The organism is Pseudoxanthomonas sp. LARHCG66 (assembly GCF_052871755.1).
The window spans coordinates 710,052-730,595 of sequence record NZ_JBIXJW010000001.1 but is presented as its reverse complement, the minus strand read 5'-3'; the positions used below and the strand labels follow the sequence as shown (position 1 = coordinate 730,595).

The 20,544-nt window shown below is 68.1% G+C and carries 18 protein-coding genes; 13 read left to right on the top strand and 5 right to left on the bottom strand.

The window, feature by feature from the left end; translation table 11 throughout:
• Positions 1 to 11: 11 nt before the first annotated feature.
• Positions 12 to 866 carry a thioredoxin gene (gene trxA, locus ACIPRS_RS03520; protein WP_446537524.1) on the bottom strand — a complete coding sequence of 285 codons (855 nt, stop codon included), beginning with the start codon at positions 864 to 866 and terminating at the stop codon, positions 12 to 14.
• A gap of 141 nt (positions 867 to 1,007) precedes the next feature.
• On the opposite strand from trxA, the gene ACIPRS_RS03515 reads away from it, so the two are divergent.
• From ACIPRS_RS03515 to ACIPRS_RS03500, 4 genes are all read left to right on the top strand, one after another.
• Positions 1,008 to 1,649, top strand: coding sequence for a hypothetical protein (locus ACIPRS_RS03515; RefSeq protein ID WP_446537523.1), 642 nt, complete (start codon positions 1,008 to 1,010; stop codon positions 1,647 to 1,649).
• A 52-nt stretch (positions 1,650 to 1,701) separates the two neighbouring features.
• Positions 1,702 to 1,920 (top strand): helix-turn-helix transcriptional regulator, encoded by a 219-nt coding sequence (locus tag ACIPRS_RS03510; RefSeq protein WP_142123772.1) that lies wholly within the window; start codon positions 1,702 to 1,704, stop codon positions 1,918 to 1,920.
• A gap of 73 nt (positions 1,921 to 1,993) precedes the next feature.
• Positions 1,994 to 2,584: a hypothetical protein gene (locus tag ACIPRS_RS03505; RefSeq protein WP_446537522.1), complete on the top strand. Its 591-nt coding sequence runs from the start codon at positions 1,994 to 1,996 to the stop codon at positions 2,582 to 2,584.
• A gap of 80 nt (positions 2,585 to 2,664) precedes the next feature.
• Positions 2,665 to 3,264, top strand: a complete 600-nt coding sequence (locus ACIPRS_RS03500; protein WP_446537521.1) for a DUF998 domain-containing protein — start codon at positions 2,665 to 2,667, stop codon at positions 3,262 to 3,264.
• A 76-nt stretch (positions 3,265 to 3,340) separates the two neighbouring features.
• Here ACIPRS_RS03500 and ACIPRS_RS03495 read toward each other — a convergent pair whose 3' ends face one another.
• Positions 3,341 to 4,660 carry an amidohydrolase family protein gene (locus ACIPRS_RS03495; protein ID WP_446537520.1) on the bottom strand — a complete coding sequence of 440 codons (1,320 nt, stop codon included), beginning with the start codon at positions 4,658 to 4,660 and terminating at the stop codon, positions 3,341 to 3,343.
• A gap of 106 nt (positions 4,661 to 4,766) precedes the next feature.
• On the opposite strand from ACIPRS_RS03495, the gene leuS reads away from it, so the two are divergent.
• From leuS to rsfS, 5 genes are all read left to right on the top strand, one after another.
• A complete protein-coding gene (leuS, locus tag ACIPRS_RS03490) occupies positions 4,767 to 7,400 on the top strand; it encodes a leucine--tRNA ligase (RefSeq protein ID WP_446537519.1) in 2,634 nt (877 codons plus the stop codon).
• 112 nt (positions 7,401 to 7,512) lie between these two features.
• Complete coding sequence (locus tag ACIPRS_RS03485; RefSeq protein WP_446537518.1) at positions 7,513 to 8,058, top strand: LPS-assembly lipoprotein LptE; 546 nt, start codon at positions 7,513 to 7,515, stop codon at positions 8,056 to 8,058.
• Positions 8,058 to 9,092: a DNA polymerase III subunit delta gene (holA, locus tag ACIPRS_RS03480; RefSeq protein ID WP_446537517.1), complete on the top strand. Its 1,035-nt coding sequence runs from the start codon at positions 8,058 to 8,060 to the stop codon at positions 9,090 to 9,092. The genes ACIPRS_RS03485 and holA overlap by 1 nt, the downstream gene beginning before the upstream one ends.
• A gap of 41 nt (positions 9,093 to 9,133) precedes the next feature.
• Positions 9,134 to 9,850: a nicotinate-nucleotide adenylyltransferase gene (gene nadD / locus ACIPRS_RS03475; protein ID WP_446537516.1), complete on the top strand. Its 717-nt coding sequence runs from the start codon at positions 9,134 to 9,136 to the stop codon at positions 9,848 to 9,850.
• A 31-nt stretch (positions 9,851 to 9,881) separates the two neighbouring features.
• Positions 9,882 to 10,298 carry a ribosome silencing factor gene (rsfS, locus tag ACIPRS_RS03470; protein ID WP_093490425.1) on the top strand — a complete coding sequence of 139 codons (417 nt, stop codon included), beginning with the start codon at positions 9,882 to 9,884 and terminating at the stop codon, positions 10,296 to 10,298.
• A 65-nt stretch (positions 10,299 to 10,363) separates the two neighbouring features.
• Here rsfS and ACIPRS_RS03465 read toward each other — a convergent pair whose 3' ends face one another.
• A complete protein-coding gene (locus ACIPRS_RS03465) occupies positions 10,364 to 11,899 on the bottom strand; it encodes an alkaline phosphatase PhoX (RefSeq protein ID WP_446537515.1) in 1,536 nt (511 codons plus the stop codon).
• Positions 11,900 to 12,019: 120 nt separating this feature from the next.
• Between ACIPRS_RS03465 and rlmH the strand changes: the two genes are divergently transcribed.
• Complete coding sequence (rlmH, locus tag ACIPRS_RS03460; RefSeq protein WP_446537514.1) at positions 12,020 to 12,490, top strand: 23S rRNA (pseudouridine(1915)-N(3))-methyltransferase RlmH; 471 nt, start codon at positions 12,020 to 12,022, stop codon at positions 12,488 to 12,490.
• Positions 12,491 to 12,686: 196 nt separating this feature from the next.
• Here rlmH and ACIPRS_RS03455 read toward each other — a convergent pair whose 3' ends face one another.
• On the bottom strand, positions 12,687 to 13,355 hold the full coding sequence (locus ACIPRS_RS03455; protein ID WP_446537513.1) for an energy transducer TonB: 669 nt from the start codon (positions 13,353 to 13,355) through the stop codon (positions 12,687 to 12,689).
• A gap of 205 nt (positions 13,356 to 13,560) precedes the next feature.
• Positions 13,561 to 14,304, bottom strand: a complete 744-nt coding sequence (locus ACIPRS_RS03450) for an SIMPL domain-containing protein (protein ID WP_446537512.1) — start codon at positions 14,302 to 14,304, stop codon at positions 13,561 to 13,563.
• A 161-nt stretch (positions 14,305 to 14,465) separates the two neighbouring features.
• Here ACIPRS_RS03450 and ACIPRS_RS03445 point away from each other — a divergent pair, with 161 nt between their 5' ends.
• The 3 genes from ACIPRS_RS03445 to ACIPRS_RS03435 all read left to right on the top strand — a co-directional run bounded on the left by ACIPRS_RS03445 (position 14,466) and on the right by ACIPRS_RS03435 (position 20,504).
• Positions 14,466 to 15,062: a Maf family protein gene (locus ACIPRS_RS03445; RefSeq protein ID WP_446537511.1), complete on the top strand. Its 597-nt coding sequence runs from the start codon at positions 14,466 to 14,468 to the stop codon at positions 15,060 to 15,062.
• Positions 15,063 to 15,074: 12 nt separating this feature from the next.
• Positions 15,075 to 16,562, top strand: coding sequence for a ribonuclease G (gene rng / locus ACIPRS_RS03440; protein WP_192200559.1), 1,488 nt, complete (start codon positions 15,075 to 15,077; stop codon positions 16,560 to 16,562).
• Between the two features lie 108 nt (positions 16,563 to 16,670).
• Positions 16,671 to 20,504, top strand: a complete 3,834-nt coding sequence (locus tag ACIPRS_RS03435; RefSeq protein WP_446537510.1) for a YhdP family protein — start codon at positions 16,671 to 16,673, stop codon at positions 20,502 to 20,504.
• Positions 20,505 to 20,544 lie beyond the last annotated feature (40 nt).

The window sequence follows — 20,544 nt, the reverse complement described above, 5'->3', positions numbered from 1 at the left end:
CAATTCGGAAATCAGAACAGCAGGGAGGACATCTTGCGGCGGTACTGGCTGACCAGGGCCTCGTCTTCGATCACGCGGAACGCATCGATCAGGCTCTTCCGCGCCAATCCCTCCTCATACGCGCGGTCGCGCTTGAGCACTTCCAGGAACTGTTCCAGCGCGGCCTCGGAGTCGCCTTCCACCAGGGCGCGCACGCCCAGCAGGTGGCGTGCGCGCAGGTCGTCTGCGTTCGCGGTCACCGCAGCGCGCAACGCTTCGACGGACGGTGCGTCCTTCAGCGCGGCAGCGAAGCCAAGGCGGGCGCGGGCCTTGACCGCGCGATCGTCGGTGGCAAGGTTGGCGGGCAGTGCGTCGAGCAGGCGCTCGGCCTCGGTGGCCTCGCCGGTCTTCAGCAGGGCGAGGACCAGATCGAGCTTCAGTTCGTCCTTGTCCGGATCGGCCGCGACGGCCTCGCGCAAGGCGGCGACCTGCGCCTGGGGGTCGAGCGGGGCGTCCACGACCGGGGCGTCGGCCGCCTCCGCCGGCAGGACGCCGTGCGAGGCCAGGAACTCGCGCAGCTGGCCTTCCGGCAGGGCGCCCGGAAATCCGTCCACCAGCTGTCCGTCCTTGACCAGGAACACGGTGGGCACCGAGCGGATCTGGAAGGCGGCCGCGATCTGCTGCTCCTTGTCCACATCCACCTTGGCCAGCAGGAAGGCGCCGTTGTACTCGCCCGCCAGCTTCTCGAGGATCGGCCCCAGGGTCTTGCACGGCCCGCACCACGTGGCCCAGAAATCCACCAGCACCGGCACTTCCAGCGACTTGCGCAGGACGTCGGCCTCGAAGGTCTCGGTGGTGGCATCGAAAACGTGGGGCAGCTCGCTCATCGGGTCGCTCGTGGCGGGTGGGGAAGTCGCGTTCACATGGTGCCGCGGCGGGCAGGATACAAGGTGATGTAAAAAGGATTTGACATTGCCCCTCCGAAATGTAATTTATGGATTACATTTTGTCTGGCAGGAGTTACGTCGATGGATATGCGACGCGGTGGTTGGCTGTTGCTGCTTGTCGGCGCCCTGCTGGCGTTCTGGGCCCTGCTGGCCGGTCCGGGAATCCTGCTGGGCGTCGACCTGGGCAAATGGGGTACCGCGCTACTGGTGACCGTGGCCTGGGTGTCGATGTATGCGGTTTCGCGCATGCCCATGGGCGAGGCCGAGCGCGGCCTGTCGCCGGGCGAGTGGAAGGCCTGGGTGGGCACGGCGTTCATGCTGGTGGCGACCGGCTATTTCCTCGCCAAATCACAGGTGTTCGTCGCCGGCCCGGCCTGGGACAACCCGGATGCGCGCGCGGTCGGGCGCAACCTGGTATTGCTGCTGGTGGCCTGGAGCGTGCTGACCGGCGTGCTGGGCGCACGCTGGAAGGGGCGGGTGCAGGAGGACGAACGCGACCGCGAGATCGAGAAGCAGGCCGCCGGCTGGGGGCGCAGTGCGCTGACGTTCTGCCTGATTGGCCTGGCGGTGATGCTGGCGTTCTCGCCCGCGGACCGGCTGGCATGGGCGACCCACTTCATGATCGCCAACCTGCTGGTGTTCGCGCTGATGTGGGGGTGGCTCTGCGAGTACGCGGCTACCGCGCTGATGTACTGGAAGGACCGGCGGGGGACGCAGGCGTGAATGGTGGTGAAGCGTCAGCACGGGTTTCGCCGCCGCATGGGGGCGACCGCCGATGACCGGCACGCCGATCGCCAACGATATCCGGCGGCTTCGCTTTGAGCGCGGCGAAATGACCCAGCAGGGCCTGGCCGATGCCTGCGGGGTGACACGGCAGACCATCATTGCGCTGGAAGCCGGGCGCTACGCACCCTCGCTGGAGCTGGCCTTCCGTATCGCACGGGCCTTCGGAGTGGGCGTGGAGGACGTTTTCCATTGGCAACCTTTGGCATAGGGCCCCGCGGCGGCGCTCTGCTAAGGTCGCCGCCGCGGCATCGGCCGCGTCGATGATCGGTCCGGAGGCTGTGATGGATGTGCGTCGCGTCGTAGTGGGCATGTTGCTGGGATGGGCTTTCGTCGGCCAGGCGCTGGCGAAGGACGAAATCCAGGCGTCAGCCGAGTTGAACCCGCCGCCGGTCGAGGCACTCGGACAGTTCGACCGCTACGACCTCAAGCCCGCCACGCTCGCCTCCGACTATGCCGGGCACAAGGCCAACCAGGAGGCGCTGGCATCGTTCCAGCGCAACCTCGACGAGCGCGTGGGCGTGTGGGTTGCAGAGCGCAACGCGGCACCTGCCACGCATGCACCCGTGCGGACGCTGGTGATCGAGCCGCGCATCGAGAAGATCCGCTTCATCAGCGGGGGTGCGCGGTTCTGGGCGGGCGCCTTCGCGGGCAGTTCGCGCATCCTGGTGAAGGTGAAGCTCACCGACCAGGCGACTGGCGCAGTGATCGCGGAGCCCGAGTTCTACCAGCATGCGAAGGGAATGGCGGGTGCCTGGACGTTCGGCGCCGCCGACAACAGCATGCTGGTCCGCAGTGCCTCGCTGGCACTGGATTACCTCAAGGAAAACCAGGCTGCCGCGCAGGGCGGCCGCACCGGCTGGGAAAAGGAGTAGGGCCCCGGCGCTAAGATGCGCGTCCCCGGCGTGCAGGCTCGGTTCGTCTGCACACCTCGTCTCCTCCTGTCGCGAACGCCATGCCGATCCCCTCGTCCCGCCTGTTGCCCCTGACCGGCGTGGCCGCCGCGATCGCCTTCACCTGCGCCGTGCTGGGCTTCGGCTTGGCGCTGTCGGGCTACTCGCAGATCGGGCATCCGGTGGCGGTGCTGGGAGCGAAGGGCGTGCCGCATGCGCTGGGCTTCAACCTGCTGGGCTTCATGCTGACGGGGATATTGGCCGCAGGCACTGCGCTGGACCTGAGGCACCGGTTGCCGGCCGATGCAGGATGGCCCGCCCGCGTTGGTGCGCAGTTACTGCTGTTGTCCGCGCTGGGTTTCGCCGGGCTGGGCGTGCTGCCGCTGGACCCGGAAGACCTGCACAACGACGCGAGCAGCCTGCACGCGACCGCATGGCTGTTGTGGTGGGTGGCATTCGTGCCGGGTGCAGCGCTGTTCGCCCTCGGCATGCGCGGGCAGGGCGGGTGGCGCCCGACGGTGGTGGCGAGCGTTGCGGCGGCCGCGGTCGTGCTGTTCAGCGCGCTGCTGGCGGTCGAATGGATGCCGGCGGGCGTGGCACAGCGACTCGGCTATGCCGCGTGGCTGCTCTGGCTGTGCGTTGTGTCGCGCGCCGGAAGGTGAATACCTCCGCCGCGCGAGCATGGCCTGGTACCGGCCGTTCCGCACGACGGCGCGCTGCGGCGCGTTCGTCATCGCGTCATCGGGCGGGGGCGTCGAGGTGCGGCCGGCGATACACCTTGCCGTCCTTCATCACGAAGTCGACCTTCAGCACCGCATTGATGTCGGCTACCGGATCGCCCGGGACGGCCACGATGTCGGCGCGCTTGCCGGGCTCGATCACGCCCTGGTCGTCCACGCCCAGCACTTCCGCCGCACGGATCGTGGCGGCCTGCAGGGCCACGTCGGCGGGAATGCCGGCTTCCACCATGTAGAGGAACTCGCGCGCGTTGTCGCCGTGCGGGCCTACCCCCATGTCGGTGCCGAAGGCGATCTTCACCCCGTTGCGGTACGCATTGCTGGCGGTCTGCTGGATCAGCGCGCCGATGCGCTGCGCTTTCGGCCGGACCACGGGCGGGAAGTAGCCATCGATCTTCGCCTTGTCGGCCACGAAGCGGCCCGCGTAGATCGTCGGCACGTACCAGGTGCCATGCTGCTTCATCAGCCGCATGATCTCGTCGTCCATGTAGGTGCCGTGCTCGATGCTGGTGACGCCGCCGAGGATGGCGCGCCTCATGCCTTCCTTGCCGTGCGCATGCGCCGCCACGCGGAAGCCGTAATCCCGCGCGGTATCCACGATGGCCTTGATCTCGTCCACCACGAACTGCGGCGCATCCCCCGACTTGGCGTAACTCAGCACCCCGCCGGTCGCGGTGATCTTGATGACATCGCTGCCGTCCTTGTAGCGCTGGCGCACGGCCTGGCGCGCCTCGTCGGGCGAATTGATCACGCCTTCGGTCGGGCCGGGCGGGCCGAGCAGGTGCGAAAGGCGGTCGTTGTAGCCGTTGGTGGGGTCGGCATGGCCGCCGGTGGTGGCGATGGACTTGCCGGCGGCGAAGATGCGCGGACCTTTCACCAGGCCCTGGCTGACGGCGTCGCGCAGGTGCGGCGCCACGTCGCCGCCCAGGTCGCGCACGCTGGTGAAGCCGGCCATCAGGGTCTTTTCGGCGAAGCCCACGGAGCGGAAGGCGTAGTCCACCGGGTCCAGCCGGAACCCTTCGGAGTAGCTCTGCGGGCTGGATTCGCTGCCGAGATGGACATGCAGGTCGGTCCAGCCGGGCGTGCAGGTGTGGTCGTTCAGGACGATCGATTCGGCGTCGGCCAGCTTGGCGCGGCCGGGAATGACTTCGGCGATCCTGCCGTCGCGGACCAGCACCGTGTGTTCGCCCAGCACCTTGCCGCTGCGGGCATCGAACAACTGGCCGCAATGCAGGGCCAGCGTGGCGGGCGGGGCCGGTTCGGCGGCCGTAACGGGCAGGCTGGCGGCTGCCAGGGCTAGGGCAAACAGGCGCTTGGTCATCTTGGATCCCCGGTTTCGACGCGCCCATGCTAACCGTTGGCGTGGCGGGTCATGGTGCGCTGCGGTACCCTTGGCCGCTTTGCCGTCGCCGTAGCCGCACACCGCCATGTCCACTGTCGCCGAACCCGCTTCCTACGATCCGAAAACCGTCGAGTCCCGGGCCCAGGCCTTCTGGGAGGCCCGGCGCGCCTTCGAGGTCGACGAGCAGTCGGACAAGCCGAAGTACTACTGCCTGTCGATGCTGCCGTACCCGTCCGGTGCGCTGCACATGGGCCACGTGCGCAACTACACCATCGGCGATGTGATCAGCCGCTACAAGCGGATGACGGGCCACAACGTGCTGCAACCGATGGGCTGGGACGCGTTCGGCCTGCCGGCGGAGAACGCCGCGATCAAGAACAAGACCGCGCCCGCCAAGTGGACCTACGCCAACATCGAGCACATGCGCAGCCAGCTGAAGTCGCTGGGCTACGCGATCGACTGGTCGCGCGAGTTCGCCACCTGCCGCCCCGAGTACTACGTGCACGAGCAGCGCATGTTCACGCGGCTGCTGCGCAAGGGCCTGGCCTACCGCAAGAACTCGGTGGTGAACTGGGACCCGGTGGACCAGACCGTGCTGGCCAACGAGCAGGTCATCGATGGCCGCGGCTGGCGCAGCGGCGCGGTGGTGGAGAAGCGCGAAATCCCGCAATGGTTCCTGCGCATCACCGACTACGCACAGGAGCTGCTGGACGGCCTGGACGAGTTGCCGGGCTGGCCGGATGCGGTCAAGACCATGCAGCGCAACTGGATCGGCCGTTCCGAGGGCCTGGAAATCCAGTTCGTCGTCGAAGGCCAGGAGCCATTGACGGTATTCACCACCCGCCCGGACACGCTGATGGGCGTGACCTTCGTGTCGATCGCCGGCGAGCACCCCCTGGCGCTGAAGGCCGCCGCGTCCAATCCGGCGCTGGCCGCGTTCCTGGAAGAACTGAAGCACGGCGGCGTGTCCGAAGCCGAGCTGGAGACGCAGGAAAAGCGCGGCATGGACACCGGGCTGAGAGCCGTCCATCCGGTCACCGGTGACAAGGTCCCGGTGTGGGTCGCCAACTTCGTGCTGATGGGTTACGGCACGGGAGCTGTGATGGCGGTGCCGGGCCACGACCCGCGCGACTTCGAGTTCGCCACTAAGTACGCGCTGCCGATCCAGCAGGTCATCGCACTGAAGGCGCCGAAGACCGACGACGAAAAGACCTACGACCCGACCACCTGGCGTGACTGGTACGGCGACAAGACGCGTGACGACCTGGAACTGGTCAACTCGGGCGAGTTCGATGGCCTGGACTACCGCGGCGCGTTCGAGGCGCTGGCCGAGCGCTTCGAGCGCAAGGGCCAGGGCCAGCGGCGGGTGAACTACCGCTTGCGCGACTGGGGCGTCAGCCGCCAGCGCTATTGGGGTTGCCCGATTCCGGTCATCTACTGCGAATCCTGCGGCGCCGTGCCGGTGCCGGATTCCGATCTGCCGGTCGTGCTGCCGGAAAACGTCACCCTGGATGGCGTGAAGTCGCCGATCAAGGCCGACCCCGAATGGCGCAAGACGAAGTGCCCGCAATGTGGCGCCGCCGCCGAGCGCGAGACCGACACCTTCGACACCTTCATGGAATCGAGCTGGTACTACGCTCGCTACACCTCGCCCGGTGCGAAGGACATGGTCGACAAGCGCGGCAACTACTGGCTGCCGGTGGACCAGTACATCGGCGGCATCGAGCACGCGATCCTGCACCTGATGTACTTCCGCTTCTACCACAAGCTGCTGCGCGACGCGCGACTGGTGGACAGCGACGAGCCGGCCACCAACCTGCTCACGCAGGGCATGGTGATCGCCGAGACGTTCTATCGCGACAATGCGGACGGGTCGAAGGACTGGATCAATCCGGTCGATGTCGAGATCCAGCGCGACGACAAGGCCCGCGTCGTCGGCGCCACGCTGAAGGCGGATGGCCAGCCGGTGAAGATCGGCCCGGTCGAGAAGATGTCGAAGTCGAAGAACAACGGCGTCGACCCGCAGTCGATGGTGGACAAGTTCGGCGCCGACACCGTGCGCCTGTTCTCGATGTTCGCCGCGCCGCCCGAGCAGTCGCTGGAGTGGAACGAAGCCGGCGTGGAAGGCATGGCGCGCTTCCTGCGCCGCCTGTGGACGCAGGTGCAGAAGCATGTGGCCGACGGAGCCGCACCCGCGGTGGAGGTGGCAGCGCTCACCGCCGACCAGAAGGCCGTACGCCGCAAGACCCACGAGACCATCGACAAGGTCGGCAACGACTACGGCAAGCGCCACAGCTTCAACACTGCCATCGCCGCAGTGATGGAGCTGTCCAACACGCTGGGCAAGTTCGACGACGCCAGTGCGCAGGGGCGTGCGGTGCGCCAGGAAGCACTGGAAGCTGCGGTGCTGCTGCTCAACCCGATTACGCCGCATGCCAGCCACGCCCTGTGGCAGGCGCTGGGCCACGATGAGACGCTGATCGAGGACGTGGCATTCCCGCAGGTCGACCAGGATGCGCTGGTGCGCGATTCGGTCACCCTGGCGATCCAGGTCAACGGCAAGCTGCGCGGCACGATCGACGTGGCTGCCGATGCACCGCGCGACCTGGTCGAATCGCTGGCCAGGGCGGAACCGAACACCGCGAAGTTCCTTGAAGGCCTGGCGATCCGGAAGGTGATCGTGGTGCCGGGCAAGATCGTCAACATCGTGGCGGGTTGACCGGCGCCGCCGTGCTGCGGATGGATATCGGCGGCGGACGTCTTGCCCCGGTGTTCACCTGCGGTCCGGCTACGCTATTGCCGCCCATGACGGCCTCGTCCAGACTTCGCCCATGACCCGATTCCGCCTGCCTCTGCTCCTCGTCGCCCTGGTCTTCCTGGCCGGTTGCGGTTTCCACCTGCGCAACAAGATCGCGCTGCCTTCCGACCTGGGGCCGATCAGGGTGCAGGGCGCGTCCACGTCCTACAGCGCGCTGGTCACCAGCCTGTCGCGTGGCCTGCAGGGCGCGGGTGCGACGCTGGCCGCGCCCATCGGCGAAGACAGTGCCGCGATGCCCGAAGAGCAGGTGGCCACGCTGCGCATCCTGTCCGAGCGCTGGGGCGATCTGCCTATCGCCGTCGACCAGTTCGGCCGCGCGCAGGAATTCAGTCTGCGCTACGCGGTGGTCTTCGCGTTCAAGCGCGCGGACGGGACCGACCTGGTGCCGCAGCAGGTCGTGGAGCTGTCGCGGGATTACGTGTCGCCACCGCAGGATGCGACCGGTACCGCGACAGAGCGCGAAGTACTCGCTGACGAGCTGCGTCGCGACATGGCGGCCTCCATCCTGCGCCGCATCGACGGCGTGGTGCGCTCCGGTCCGGTGAGCGTGGCGCCCTGATGGAACTCAAGCCGGAACAGCTGGCCGCGCGCGGCGCGTCCGAGACGCTGTATCCGGTTTACCTGATCGCGGGCCCCGAAACGCTGCGCGTGCTGGAAGCGGCGGATGCGGTGCGTGCACAGGCGCGCGCGCAGGGCATCGGCGAGCGCGAAGTCTTCGATGCCGACGGGCGTGATTTCGACTGGGACCGGCTGGAGGCGAGCTTCAATGCGCCCAGCCTGTTCAGTGCGCGCCGCCTGGTCGAGGTCCGGCTGCCGGGCGGCAAACCGGGCAAGGAGGGCGCCGAGATCATCAGCGCGTTCTGCGCCAACCCGCCACCGGACGTGGTGCTGCTGATCACCGCCGGCGAATGGGGCAAGGCCTACCAGGGCAAGTGGAGCGATGCCATCGCACGCGTCGGTGTGGTCGCGGTGGCATGGGCCATCAAACCGCACGAGCTTCCAGGCTGGATCGAAAGCCGCCTGCGCAGCAAGGGCGTGCGTGCAGACCGCGATGCCGTGCAACTGCTGGCCGATCGCGTCGAAGGCAACCTGCTGGCGGCCGCGCAGGAAATCGACAAGCTCGCCCTGCTCAGCGAAGGCGAGGTGCTGGATGTCGAGCGGATGGAATCGCTGGTCGCGAACGCTGCCCGCTACGATGTTTTCCGCCTGACCGATGCAGTGCTGGCCGGGCAGGGCGCGCAGGTTTCGCGCATCCTCGCCGGCCTGCGCGCAGAAGGCGACATGGTCGCCGGCCTGATGCCGATGGTCGTCAAGGAGCTGCTGCGCACCGCAGCGCTGGCGCGCGTGCAGGCCAGTGGCGGCAACCTCGCTGCCGAAATGAAATCGCAGGGCATCTGGGAAGCCAAGCAGGCGCCGTTCAAGCGTGCGCTGCAACGGCATGCGACGCCGGCGCGCTGGGACCGTTTCGTCGCCGAAGCGTCGAAGATCGACCGCACCGCGAAAGGGCGGGGCGATGGCGATGCCTGGGTGGGCCTGGAGCGCCTGCTGCTGGCGATCGCCGAGGCGAAGGCCGTGCGCCTGCTGGTGGCGTGACGTGGCGATCGGCGATTCTTGATTCGCGGAAGCCGATGCCGATGCCGAACCACGAATCCACCCTCACACCTCACGCATCACGGCTGCAGCTCTACTACGGTGGCACGTTCGACCCCGTCCACAACGGGCACCTGGCCATTGCGCGCGCTGCGCGCGATGAATTCCGCGTGCCGGTCAACCTGATGCCGGCAGCCGACCCCCCCCATCGTGCCCCGCCGGGCGCCACCGCTTGCCAGCGCGCGCATCTGCTCGACCTGGCGGTGGCGGATGAAGCCGGCCTGCGCGTGGACCGGCGCGAACTGCTCCGTGCGGCGCGGGAGCCGGACGGCCGCTCCTACACCATCGATACGCTGCGCGAACTCCGGGCCGAGCAGGGCGACGCGGTCCCGGTCGCCCTGCTGATCGGTGCGGACAGCCTGCTGGGCCTGCCGACCTGGCGGGAGTGGACGGCGCTCTTCGATCTGGCGCATTTCATCGTCGCCGACCGACCCGGCAGTCCGTTGGGCGCGGGCCTTCCCCCGTTGCTGTCGGATGCCCTCGCCGACCGGTGGATATCGTGTCCCGATGGACTGTGGCGGGTGCCCGCGGGGCGTGTATACCGGCTCGGTCACCCGCTTCAGCCCGAATCGGCGACCGAGATCCGCCGTCGCATTGCTGCAGGCGAGGCCTGGCGGCACCTCGTTCCGGCGGCGGTCGCGGACGCCATTGCCGACGAAAGGCTTTACGCATCACGGGCGGCCGGCACGGGTTCGCTATAATCGCCGCCGTATTCCCAGAGCCACCAAGCCTTTGTCCAGCCAAGCCCACGTCATCAAGACCCGTCTGCCCAGTCCGCCGCCGGCCCTGCCGGATCTGCTCGCCACGGTGCATGCCGCCGTGCAGGAGCTGAAAGCCAAGGATGTCGTCGAGATCGACGTGCGCGGCAAGTCCAGCGTCGCCGATTACCTGGTGATCGCCTCGGGCACGTCGACCCGCCATGTGAAATCGATTGCCGACGAAGTGGTGAAGTTCGCCAAGAAGCTCGACGTGATGCCGCTGGGTGTGGAAGGCGAGCGCGAGGCCGAATGGGTCCTCGTCGACCTGGGTGATGTGATCGTCCACGTCATGCTGCCGCGCGTGCGCGAGTTCTACGCGCTCGAGCGCCTGTGGACCGTGGGCGACCAGCCGCCGGAAGACATCGAAACGGCTGACGAATCGCGGCTCTGAGGCCGCTCGTCATGCATCGAAGGAACGGCGCCCCAGGGCGCCGTTCTTCGTTCCGCTGATCTCCGTCAGAGCGGCCCGCGCTCCCATGGGCCGGTGATCGCGACGGTGATGCCCGGCGTCTGCAGGTTGACGAACAGCGTGCGCGAGAAGGGGTCCCAGCACGCGCCGCAGAATTCGCTCTCACGGTAGTCGCCCTCGGGCACCGACTTGCCCGCATTGGCGATCTGCGTGGATGTCAGCTGCACATTGTTCTTGCACAGGTAGAACGACTCGCCGGCACGGGTCAAACCGATCAGGCGCGCGCCGGGGCCGTATTCGTCGGGACTCTCGCCGCCGTCTTCGCACAGCACGACGCCGCCGCGGCCACTGACGGTGATGTTGTCGGGGTTGTGGGCAGCCAGCTGGTGGCCGCTGACGAACAGCGCCTTCAGGCGCTGCGTGAACAGGTCGAGGACCCATACCGACCCGTTGCCACGACCCTTGCGGCCCTGCGCGTCCACGCCCGTGCTGGTGTCGACGATGAACATCTTGCCGTAGCTGTACCAGATGCCTTCGCCACGGCTCATGCGCAGCGCGCCTTCGCTCCACGCCTGCGCGAACGGCCCGCTCAGCGTCTCCCCGGCGGAAATGTCGGGGAACCCGGCCGGCGCCACGATCGTGTCCAGGTCCGGATCGGGAACATCCACCCACTCCAGTGCGTATTCGTCGCCGATCGCCGCCACGCTGAGGTCGACGTTGCGACGACCACGCACGCGCGCCGCCTGCAGCCGGCCACCGTTCTCCAGCGAGCCGTTGCGGCCGCGACGGTCGTTCGGGATGAAGCGGTACAGGCCCGACTTGTTCCGGTCGTCCTCGGTCAGGTAGACGATGCCGGTGCGCGGATCCACGGCCACCGCTTCGTGGCTGAAGCGGCCCAGGCCCACCAGCGGGCGGCCGGTCGTGCGTTCGTTCTCGGGATCCACCTCGAACACGTAGCCATGCTTGCGGCCGGTGCTGGAGGTGGCGTCGGTCTTGATCTCTTCGCAGCTCAGCCACGTACCCCACGGCGTCAGGCCGCCCGCGCAGTTCACCAGCGTGCCGCCCAGGCTCGGCTCCATGCGCGTCCATTCGCCATGGCGCCAGCCCAGGGTCGTGGTGCCGCCGCCCGCGCGCTCGGCGCCGCTGACCGTGCCGGTGTCGTACATACCGGGTGCCCGGATCGGCGTGCCGGCGCCGCGCTCGTGATTGCGGATCAGCGCGTACTCCAGGCCATGTCCGTGGCCCTTGCCGCCCCGGCCGCGGCGTGGATGGCGCACGCCGACGACGGCCATGCCGTCGTGGCGGTCGGGGCAGGGCTGGCCGTCATCCATGCGGTCGCCGCTCCAGCCGAAGGAGCGGTAGCGGAAGCCGCGCGGCAGTTGCAGCAACGGCAGGCCGGTGGCGTCATCCGCGACCGGCGCGAGCGGGCCATAGCGGCTCGGGACCGGTGAAAGTTGTGTCGCGGCCGTGGCGGCATGGGCCTGTCGCGCATGCAACGCGCCGAGGCTGCCGATGGCACCCATGGCGACGGCGGCGGCACTGCCTTTCAGGACCTGGCGGCGGGAGGGATCGAACATCGTCATCATGCGACTCCTGCGGGCTGGGGAGTCCGCGACGCTAGGCAGCGCACATAACCGCCACATGACAAAGGCATGACCCTTGCAAGCGGGCCGATGAACGTGTGACGCCGCTATCATGGCGACATGAAATGCCGTCTCATCGCCACCGGCGAGCGTGCGCCCGCGTGGGTCGCCCAAGGTTTCGCCGAGTACCAGAAGCGCCTGTCGCACTGGCTGCCGTTCGAACTGGTCGAAATCGAGCCGGGCCTGCGTGGCAAGGGCCGCGATCCGCAGCGTGCGATCGAGGACGAGGGCAAGCGCGTACTCGCGGCCTTGCCGAAGAATGCCCATGTGGTCGCGCTGGAAGTGACCGGCAAGCCGTACTCGTCGGAACAACTCGCCCGGCGCCTGGAACACTGGCGTACGCTGGGCCGCGATATCGCGCTGCTGATCGGGGGGCCTGAAGGCCATGCACCCGATGTCGTGGCTGCTGCCCACGAGAAGTGGTCGCTCAGCCCGCTGACGTTGCCGCACATGCTGGTGCGACTGCTGGTAGCGGAGCAGGTCTACCGCGCGGCGGCGATGCTGGCGAACCATCCCTACCACCGCGCCTGAGCGATGGGCGCTTTCTGCGGGAGCGCCGCGAGTCGCGACCGCGCGTCGTGCATACACGGGAATCGACATCCGCCACGGAAAGCGAGCCGAGGTAGTGGCAGATCGAGATCGGATGGTCTGCGGTCGCGACTTGCGTCGCTCCTGCAGAAAGCAGAAGCCCGCCTTCCGGCGGGCTTCTGCTTTCATTCCAGGAAGATCACTGCAGGCTGAAGGCGATCGGCACCAGGCCGTAAGCCTGCACCGCCTGCCCGTTCTGCATGGCGGGCTTGAAGCGCCAGGTCTTCAGCACGTGCTGGAGGGCGGACCTGTCCAGATTGCGGTTGCCGCTGCTGTTCTCGATGCTCACGTCGAGGGGCGTGCCGTCCACATCCACCAGCACGCGCAGGACCACCGTGCCTTCCACGCCACTCTTCAGCTCGCTGATCGGATAGCGAGGCGACGTCGCGCGGACGTATTCAAGCGTGGCGGAGGGCAATGGACCGGTGCCGTGCGACGGGACGCCGATATCGCCGCTGTCGATTGCGGCGACGGAGGTATCGATGGCGCGCTCGCTGCCCTGGTCCACGACGATGGGAGCATCGACAATCTGCTTGTCCTCGACAGGCTTCACGACCGGACGTGGCTCGACAGGCTTGGGCGTGACCCGCTTGACGATCTCTGCTTCAACCGGTTTGGGCTCGACCTGTTCCTTTTTGTACCACTCGATGACGATCTTAGGCTTCACAGGTGCTGCGATCGGCGGCGCCGCCATCGGCATCAGCAGCATGAGCAGGGCGGCGGCATGGACCGCGATGGCGGCGGCGATGGCCGCGATGCGGCCGAGCTCGATGCGGGTATCGGAACCGTGGGGTAGTGCGCGAACCATGATCCACCTCCTGAGGGCTGTGAACGGAACAACGCTCGGCCGCGAGGAGTGGGGTTGCAACGTCCCGGCGCCGCATGTCCAGACTGTACTCCGGCGGATGGCGTCCGCAAGGGGGGTGGGGTTCGACCTTCGGCGTAGTCCGGCCATCCGCCCATCCAACGAAAACGGCGCCCCGCAGGGCGCCGTCGTCGGGAGCAGGCGGTGCTTACTTGCCCAGTTCGAACACCACGTCCAGGTTGATCGAGACGGTGGTCTCGCCTGGCGAAACCGGCGGCGCACCGCTGGCGTCGCGGGCCTCCATCTTCGCCATCGCCATCATCGGCATCGGGCGGAAGCCGCCATTGCCTTCGGAGATGCTGACGATGCGGCGCACCTTCAGGCCGAGCGACTTGGCATAGGTCTCCGCACGGGTCTGGGCCTTCTTCAGCGCGGCCAGGCGCGCCTCGTCGTAGACCGGTTCCGGATTGTCGATCTCGAAGCTGGGGCCGTTGATCTGGTTCGCACCCACGCCGGCCAGGGCGTCCAGCACCTTGCCCAGCTTGGCGATGTCGCGGACCTTGATGCTGACGGTGTTGTTGGCCTGGTAGCCGGTGATCTTCGGTGCTTCGTTCTCGGCGTAGCGGTATTGCGGATTGAGGCTGATGCCGCTGGTCTGCACGTCCTTGTCGGCGATCCCGGCGGCCTTGATCGCGGCCACGACCTTGGCCATCTGCTCGCTGTTCTGGCGCATGGCGGTGTTGCCGTCGACGGCCTGGGTGACCACGCCGGCGGAGAGGGTGGCGATGTCGGGAACGCGGGAGGCCTCGGCCTGCGCGGAGACGTTGAGCAGCGTGCCGTCGGCCGGGATGGCATAGGCCGGCGCAGTCTGGGCGGAAGTGGTCATGGCGGCAGTGGTTCCCAGAGACAGGGTGATGGCGAGCAGTAGCGGGCGAAGCAGGGGCAGACGCATGGGATCTCCTTTTCGTGGTTCGGGCGTGCGGGCACCCGGTCGTCGTCGACGCGCAAGGGTGTTCACGATGACATGAACGGGCCGTGATGCGGCGCAGGGTTACGCCGTCCCGGCCATCATCAGCGGTCATTCAGTCAGGCGCCGCGGGTTATTCTTCCGGGATGCTCTACCTGGCTTCCCAATCCCCCCGCCGCGCCGAACTGCTGACCCGCCTGGGGCTCTCGTTCGGCCGCATCGACCTCGACATCCCCGAACACCGCCAGCCCGGCGAACCCGCCACGGAGTACGTGCGCCGGGTCGCCCGCGAGAAGGCGGGCGCCGGCCTGTTGAAGGTGATGGGCTCGCCCGGTGCCGTGGTGCTGGCCGCCGACACCGAGGTGATCCTGGACGACGAGGTCTTCGGCAAGCCCGTGGATGCCGCCGATGCCGTCGCCATGTTGCGCCGGTTGTCGGGCCGCACGCACCAGGCCGTGTCCGCGGTCTCGGTGGTCAGCGCCGCGCGCGAAGCACAGGCGTTCGTTGTCACCGACGTGAGTTTCGCCGAGCTGGACGAAGATGACATCGCGGCCTACGTGGCCAGCGGCGAAGCCATGGGCAAGGCGGGTGCCTACGGGATCCAGGGGCGCGCCGAGCAGTTCGTCACCCGCCTGGCCGGCAGCTACTCGGCGGTGATGGGCCTGCCTCTCCACGAAACCGCGAGACTGTTGCGCGAGTTCGACATCCATCCATCGGCGCCTGTCGCCACCGCGTCAGCCTGAGGGAAGGAAAGCATGTCGGAAGAAATCCTGGTCAACGTCACCCCGCGCGAAACGCGCGTTGCGGTGATCGAAAACGGCATGCTGCAGGAACTGCACATCGAGCGCGGCTGGCGCCGGGGCGTGGTCGGCAACATCTACAAGGGCAAGGTGCAGCGGGTGATGCCCGGCATGCAGGCGGCCTTCGTCGAGGTCGGCCTGGACCGTGCGGCGTTCCTGCATGCCAACGACATCGTGCGCTCCTCGCCTGGTGCGGTGGTGGATGGCGAGGAGGCCCCGCTGCCCGCACCGCCGCCGGCGCCGATCATGGACCTGCTGCGTGACGGGCAGGACATCGTCGTGCAGGTGGTGAAGGATCCCATCGGCAGCAAGGGCGCGCGGCTCACCACGCAGATCAGCATTCCGTCGCGCTACCTGGTGCTGTTGCCCCAGTCCAAGGTGATCGGCGTCTCCGCGCGCATCGAGGACGATGCCGAGCGCCATCGACTGAAGCAGGTGGTGACCGATCTCGCCGCCCAGCATGGCGGACACGGCTACATCATCCGCACCAATGCCGAAGGCCAGCCGGCGGAAGCCCTGGCCGAGGACCTGGCCTATCTGTCGCGCGTCTGGAACATCGTCGAGAAGCGCGGCCGCGAGCTGCCGCCGTGCAGCATCCTGTACGAAGACCTGAGCCTGCCGCTGCGCGCCGTGCGCGATCTGATCCGCAAGGACGTGGAGAAGGTGAAGGTGGATTCGCGCGAAACCTACGAGCGCCTGCAGGCGTTCGTCGCCAAGTACATGCCGGTGCTCGCGGAGCGCATCGAGCTGTACACCGGCGAGCGCCCGATCTTCGACCTGTACGGCGTCGAAGATGAAATCGGCCGCGCGCTGGACAAGCAGGTGCCGCTGAAGTCCGGCGGCTACCTGGTGATCGACCAGACCGAGGCGATGACCACGGTCGACGTCAACACCGGCTCGTTCCTCGGCCAGCGCAATCTGGAAGAGACCGTCTATCGCACGAATCTCGAAGCCGCGCAGGCCGTCGCGCGTCAACTGCGCCTGCGCAACCTGGGCGGCATCATCATCATCGATTTCATCGACATGGATGATCCCGAGCATCGCCGCCAGGTGCTGCGCACGCTCGAGAAGTCGCTGGCCAAGGACCACGCCAGGACCACGGTGTACGAATTCTCGCCGCTGGGCCTGGTGGAGATGACGCGCAAGCGCACCGTGGAAAGCCTGGCGCGCCAGTTGTCCGAGCCCTGTCCGGAATGCAGCGGGCGTGGCGCCATCAAGACGGCCGAAACCGTCACCTACGAGATCTTCCGCGAGATCACCCGCGCGGTGCGCCAGTTCGAGGCCGCGCGCCTGCTGGTGATCGCCTCGCCGAAAGTCGTTGCCCGCATCACCGACGAGGAATCGTCCGCGGTGGCGGAACTGGAGGAATTCCTCGGCAAGTCGATCCGTTTCCAGGCGGACGAGCAGTATCTGCAGGAGCAGTTCGATGTCGTGTTGCTGTGAAGCCGTGATTCGTGATGCGTGGTGGGCGATTCGCACAAGCGAAGCGCGACTCGTGTCTTCTCGAGTCCCGCATTCCGGATCGCAAACCACGGCGAGCGCAGCGAGCTGATGCCCACCCCGCTGCGCCGCCGCCTGCGCCTGGCTCGCCGCAGTGCCGTCTATGGCATCGCGGTGGTGCTGGTATGCATGGCCGTGGTGCTCGGCATCGCCAGCCAGGTGCTGCCGCTGGCGGAGCGGCATCCCGATCGGGTCGCGGCATGGCTGAGCGAACGCGCCGGCCGGCCCGTCGCCTTCGATGCGGTGAAGACCCAATGGACGCGCCGCGGACCGCTGTTGCAGCTCGATGGGCTGCGCCTGGGTGAAGGCGATGCCGGCGTGCGTATCGGCCAGGCAGAAGTGCTGGTGTCGATGTATGGCGGACTGCTGCCAGGGCGCTCCTTCACCGAGTTGCGCCTGCGCGGACTGGCGCTGACGCTGCAGCGGGAGGACGACGGACGCTGGTCGGTACGGGGCCTGCCCGGACAGCAGCAATCCACCGAAGACCCGCTGAAGAGCCTTGAAGGCCTGGGTGAGCTGCAGGTCATCGACGGACGGCTTGCGATCATCGCGCCATCGCTGGGATGGGATATCCGCCTGCCCGAAATCGACCTGCGCCTGCGCGTCCAGGGCGATCGCGTGCGCGCCGGCACGCGGGCATGGATACGCAAGGACGCGGCGCCACTGAACGTGGCGGTCGACTTCGATCGCAAGGCCGGCGATGGCCGTGCCTATCTCGATGTGGCTGCGGAAGATATCGGCGCCTGGTCGCCGTTGCTGCGCTACGCCGGCGTGGTGGCCGAGCGCGGCAACGGTCGCGTGCGGGCTTGGACGGAACTGCGCCGGCATCGCGTGGTGATGGTGACGGCGGACGCCAACCTGCGCCAGGTGGGCCTGCGTGGCGCGCCGCTGCCGACATCGGCAGCACCCACGCGCATCGATTTCGAGCAGATGGAAGGACGCATGCGTTGGCGCCTGGTGGCCGGTGGCTGGCGACTCGATGCTCCGCGCCTGCGGGTGGGCACGGCGCCTGCCGTGCAGACGCTGGACGGCCTGGTACTGGCCGGCGGCGAGCGTTACGCCTTGCTGGCGGACCAGGTGGATGCAGCACCGCTGTTGGCGGTGCTCGGGCTCAGCGACAAGGTCGATCCCGGCGTGCGCCGTTGGCTGTTCCAGGCGCGGCCCGGCGCGCGCCTCGCACGGCTGGCGCTGGCCGGACGCAGGAATGGTCCGATGCGCGTGGAAGGACAGTTGCGTGACATCGGGTTCCGTGCGGTTGGCGATGCCCCCGGCATCCGCGGATTAGCGGGGGATTTCGATGGCGACGCTGCGGGGTTCCGCCTGCGGCTGCTTCCGCAAGCGACGATGCGCTTCGACTGGCCGAGCGGGTTCGAAGTGGTGCACGACGTGCGCCTGGAAGGCGACGTGGTGGGGTGGCGTGAAGGCGCGGGCTGGCGCGTGGGGACTTCGGCGCTGCACGTGCAGGGGACCGATTACGCTGCCGACGTGCGTGGCGGCATGTGGTTCCAGGGCGATGGCACGCGACCGTGGATCGACATCGCGGCGGACCTGGCCGATGCGCCGGTGCCGGTGGCCAAGGGATTCTGGATCCACCACAAGATGCCCAAGGCCGCAGTGAACTGGCTCAATGCCGCGCTGGTGGGCGGCACCGTGCGGGAAGGTCGCGCGATCGTCAGTGGCGACCTCGACGACTGGCCGTTCCTCCACCAGAACGGCAGGTTCGAAGCGGTCGCCCGCATCGCCGATGGCCAGTTCAAGTTCCAGCCCGAGTGGCCGCAGCTGGACCAGGTCGACGCCGAGATCGCCTTCATCGGCAACGGGTTCCAGTTGCAGGGACGAGGGGCGCTGGCGGGCGTGACGATTCCGGCGTTCCAGGCCGGCATCGCCGATTTCCGCGATGCCGACCTGAAGATCATCGCGCGTACCGAGACCGATGCGGGCAAGCTGCTCGCGCTGCTGCGGCAGAGTCCGCTGCACAAGACCTATGGCGACACGCTCGACCATCTGCAGGCCAAGGGCCCGGTGGCGGCGACGTTCGATCTGCTGCAACCGCTGCACGCGGGTGAGCAGGCGCGCAAGAAGCTGGCCGGCACGGTGGACCTGAAAGGTGCGCAGCTGGCCGAAAAACGCTGGGACCTCGTGTTCGACGACGTACGTGGCAAGGCGCGCTATGACGATGGCGGGTTCGCCTCGGGGCCGCTGCAGGTCGTGCACGACGGGCAGGCCGGGGTACTTGGCCTGCGCGCAGGCAGTGGCACGCGCGATCGCACGCAGGCGTTCGAAGCCGACCTGTCCGCGATGGTCGAAGCCGACCGCCTGCTGGACCGTGCCGCCGAGATGGCGTGGCTGAAGCCCTACATGGACGGACGTTCGCAATGGACGGTGGGCGTGAACATCCCGCGCGTGGCGGCAGGCAAGACCGCAGCGCCGACGCAACTCAACCTGACATCGGACCTGGTGGGTACCGCGATGAGCCTGCCGGCGCCGCTGCGCAAATCCGCCACCACGCCGCTGGCGACAACCGTGCGAGCGCCGTTGCCGATGGGCAGCGGACAGATCGACGTGGCCTTCGGCAAGGTGCTCGCGCTGCGCGCGCGCGCCAGCAATGGTCAGACCGGTGTGCGCGTGGTGCTGGGCAGCAGCGAAGTGAAGGATGCGCCTCCGCCGTCCGGGCTGGTGGCCACCGGACATACCGGCACGCTGGACGCGATGGAGTGGGTGGCGGTGGCGCGCGGCGGCAGCGGGGGAAGCGACAGCCTGCCACTGCGCCATGTCGACGTGACTGCGGATCAGTTGCTCCTGATCGGCGCTTCCTTTCCCGATACCCGCCTGCAGCTCGCCCCCGCGCAACAGGCGCTCGCGGTCTCGCTGGATGGCGAGGCCTTGTCCGGTGCGCTGCTGGTGCCTGATGCCAAGGGCGCGCCGATTGCCGGCAAGCTCGCGCGCGTCCATTGGCGCAAGGCGAGTGCGGGTGGCGCACCGCGCACCGACCCGACCGTGCGCGCCGCCACGGACGACTTCGACCCTGCCGCCATTCCTCCGCTGTCGCTGGATATCGACGATCTGCGCTTCGGCGATGCACGCCTGGGTGCCGCCAAGCTGCGCACGCGCCAGCAGGCGGACGGCATGCATGTCGACGCGCTGCAGTTGCGCTCGCCGGGGCAGCAGATCGATGTGCGCGGCCAGTGGACGGGTACCGGTGTCGCGGCACGGACGCGCTTCGCTGCGGACGTGAAGAGCGAGAACTTCGGCGAACTGCTCGACGACCTGGGCCTGGGCGACCGCGTGCGGGGTGGCCATGGGCAGATCACCGCCGAGGCCGGCTGGTCGGGCAGTCCGGAGGGCTTCCGGTTGGCCGCGCTGGAAGGCAGCGTGAAGCTTGCCGCGCGGGACGGGCACCTGCTCGAGGTCGAGCCCGGTGCGGGTCGCGTGCTGGGCCTGTTGAGCGTGGCGGAAGTACGTCGCCGCCTGATGCTCGACTTCAGCGATTTCTTCGCCAAGGGCTTTGCGTTCAACCGCATCGACGGTGACATCCGCCTCACCGGCGGGATGGCGCGCAGCGACAACCTGCTGATCGACGGCCCCGCCGCCGAGATCCTGATCCGCGGCGACACCGACCTGAGGGCCGAGCGGTTCGACCAGACCGTGGACGTGAAGCCGAAATCCGCCAACGTACTCACCGCCGTGGGCGCGGTGGCGGGTGGGCCCATCGGCGCCGCCGTGGGTGCGGTGGCCAACGCCGTGCTGAAGAAGCCGCTGGCGGAAATGGGCGCCAAGACCTACCGCGTCACCGGTCCGTGGAAATCGCCCAAGGTCGAAGTGGTGGGGCGCGAACAATCGCGCGTCCGAAGCGACGATCGCGCCGACAGCGCTGGCGCCCCCTGAATCCGCCGGTCGGCGAGGGCGTCCTTGCCGGCAGCGCTTT

What these genes read in the sequence shown, in the direction of transcription:
- trxA (WP_446537524.1), bottom strand. Translation starts at nt 866, where the DNA reads ATGAGCGAGCTGCCCCACGTTTTCGATGCCACCACCGAGACCTTCGAG.
- ACIPRS_RS03515 (WP_446537523.1), top strand. Translation starts at nt 1,008, where the DNA reads ATGGATATGCGACGCGGTGGTTGGCTGTTGCTGCTTGTCGGCGCCCTG.
- ACIPRS_RS03510 (WP_142123772.1), top strand. Translation starts at nt 1,702, where the DNA reads ATGACCGGCACGCCGATCGCCAACGATATCCGGCGGCTTCGCTTTGAG.
- ACIPRS_RS03505 (WP_446537522.1), top strand. Translation starts at nt 1,994, where the DNA reads ATGGATGTGCGTCGCGTCGTAGTGGGCATGTTGCTGGGATGGGCTTTC.
- ACIPRS_RS03500 (WP_446537521.1), top strand. Translation starts at nt 2,665, where the DNA reads ATGCCGATCCCCTCGTCCCGCCTGTTGCCCCTGACCGGCGTGGCCGCC.
- ACIPRS_RS03495 (WP_446537520.1), bottom strand. Translation starts at nt 4,660, where the DNA reads ATGACCAAGCGCCTGTTTGCCCTAGCCCTGGCAGCCGCCAGCCTGCCC.
- leuS (WP_446537519.1), top strand. Translation starts at nt 4,767, where the DNA reads ATGTCCACTGTCGCCGAACCCGCTTCCTACGATCCGAAAACCGTCGAG.
- ACIPRS_RS03485 (WP_446537518.1), top strand. Translation starts at nt 7,513, where the DNA reads ATGACCCGATTCCGCCTGCCTCTGCTCCTCGTCGCCCTGGTCTTCCTG.
- holA (WP_446537517.1), top strand. Translation starts at nt 8,058, where the DNA reads ATGGAACTCAAGCCGGAACAGCTGGCCGCGCGCGGCGCGTCCGAGACG.
- nadD (WP_446537516.1), top strand. Translation starts at nt 9,134, where the DNA reads ATGCCGAACCACGAATCCACCCTCACACCTCACGCATCACGGCTGCAG.
- ACIPRS_RS03465 (WP_446537515.1), bottom strand. Translation starts at nt 11,899, where the DNA reads ATGACGATGTTCGATCCCTCCCGCCGCCAGGTCCTGAAAGGCAGTGCC.
- rlmH (WP_446537514.1), top strand. Translation starts at nt 12,020, where the DNA reads ATGAAATGCCGTCTCATCGCCACCGGCGAGCGTGCGCCCGCGTGGGTC.
- ACIPRS_RS03455 (WP_446537513.1), bottom strand. Translation starts at nt 13,355, where the DNA reads ATGGTTCGCGCACTACCCCACGGTTCCGATACCCGCATCGAGCTCGGC.
- ACIPRS_RS03450 (WP_446537512.1), bottom strand. Translation starts at nt 14,304, where the DNA reads ATGCGTCTGCCCCTGCTTCGCCCGCTACTGCTCGCCATCACCCTGTCT.
- ACIPRS_RS03445 (WP_446537511.1), top strand. Translation starts at nt 14,466, where the DNA reads ATGCTCTACCTGGCTTCCCAATCCCCCCGCCGCGCCGAACTGCTGACC.
- rng (WP_192200559.1), top strand. Translation starts at nt 15,075, where the DNA reads ATGTCGGAAGAAATCCTGGTCAACGTCACCCCGCGCGAAACGCGCGTT.
- ACIPRS_RS03435 (WP_446537510.1), top strand. Translation starts at nt 16,671, where the DNA reads ATGCCCACCCCGCTGCGCCGCCGCCTGCGCCTGGCTCGCCGCAGTGCC.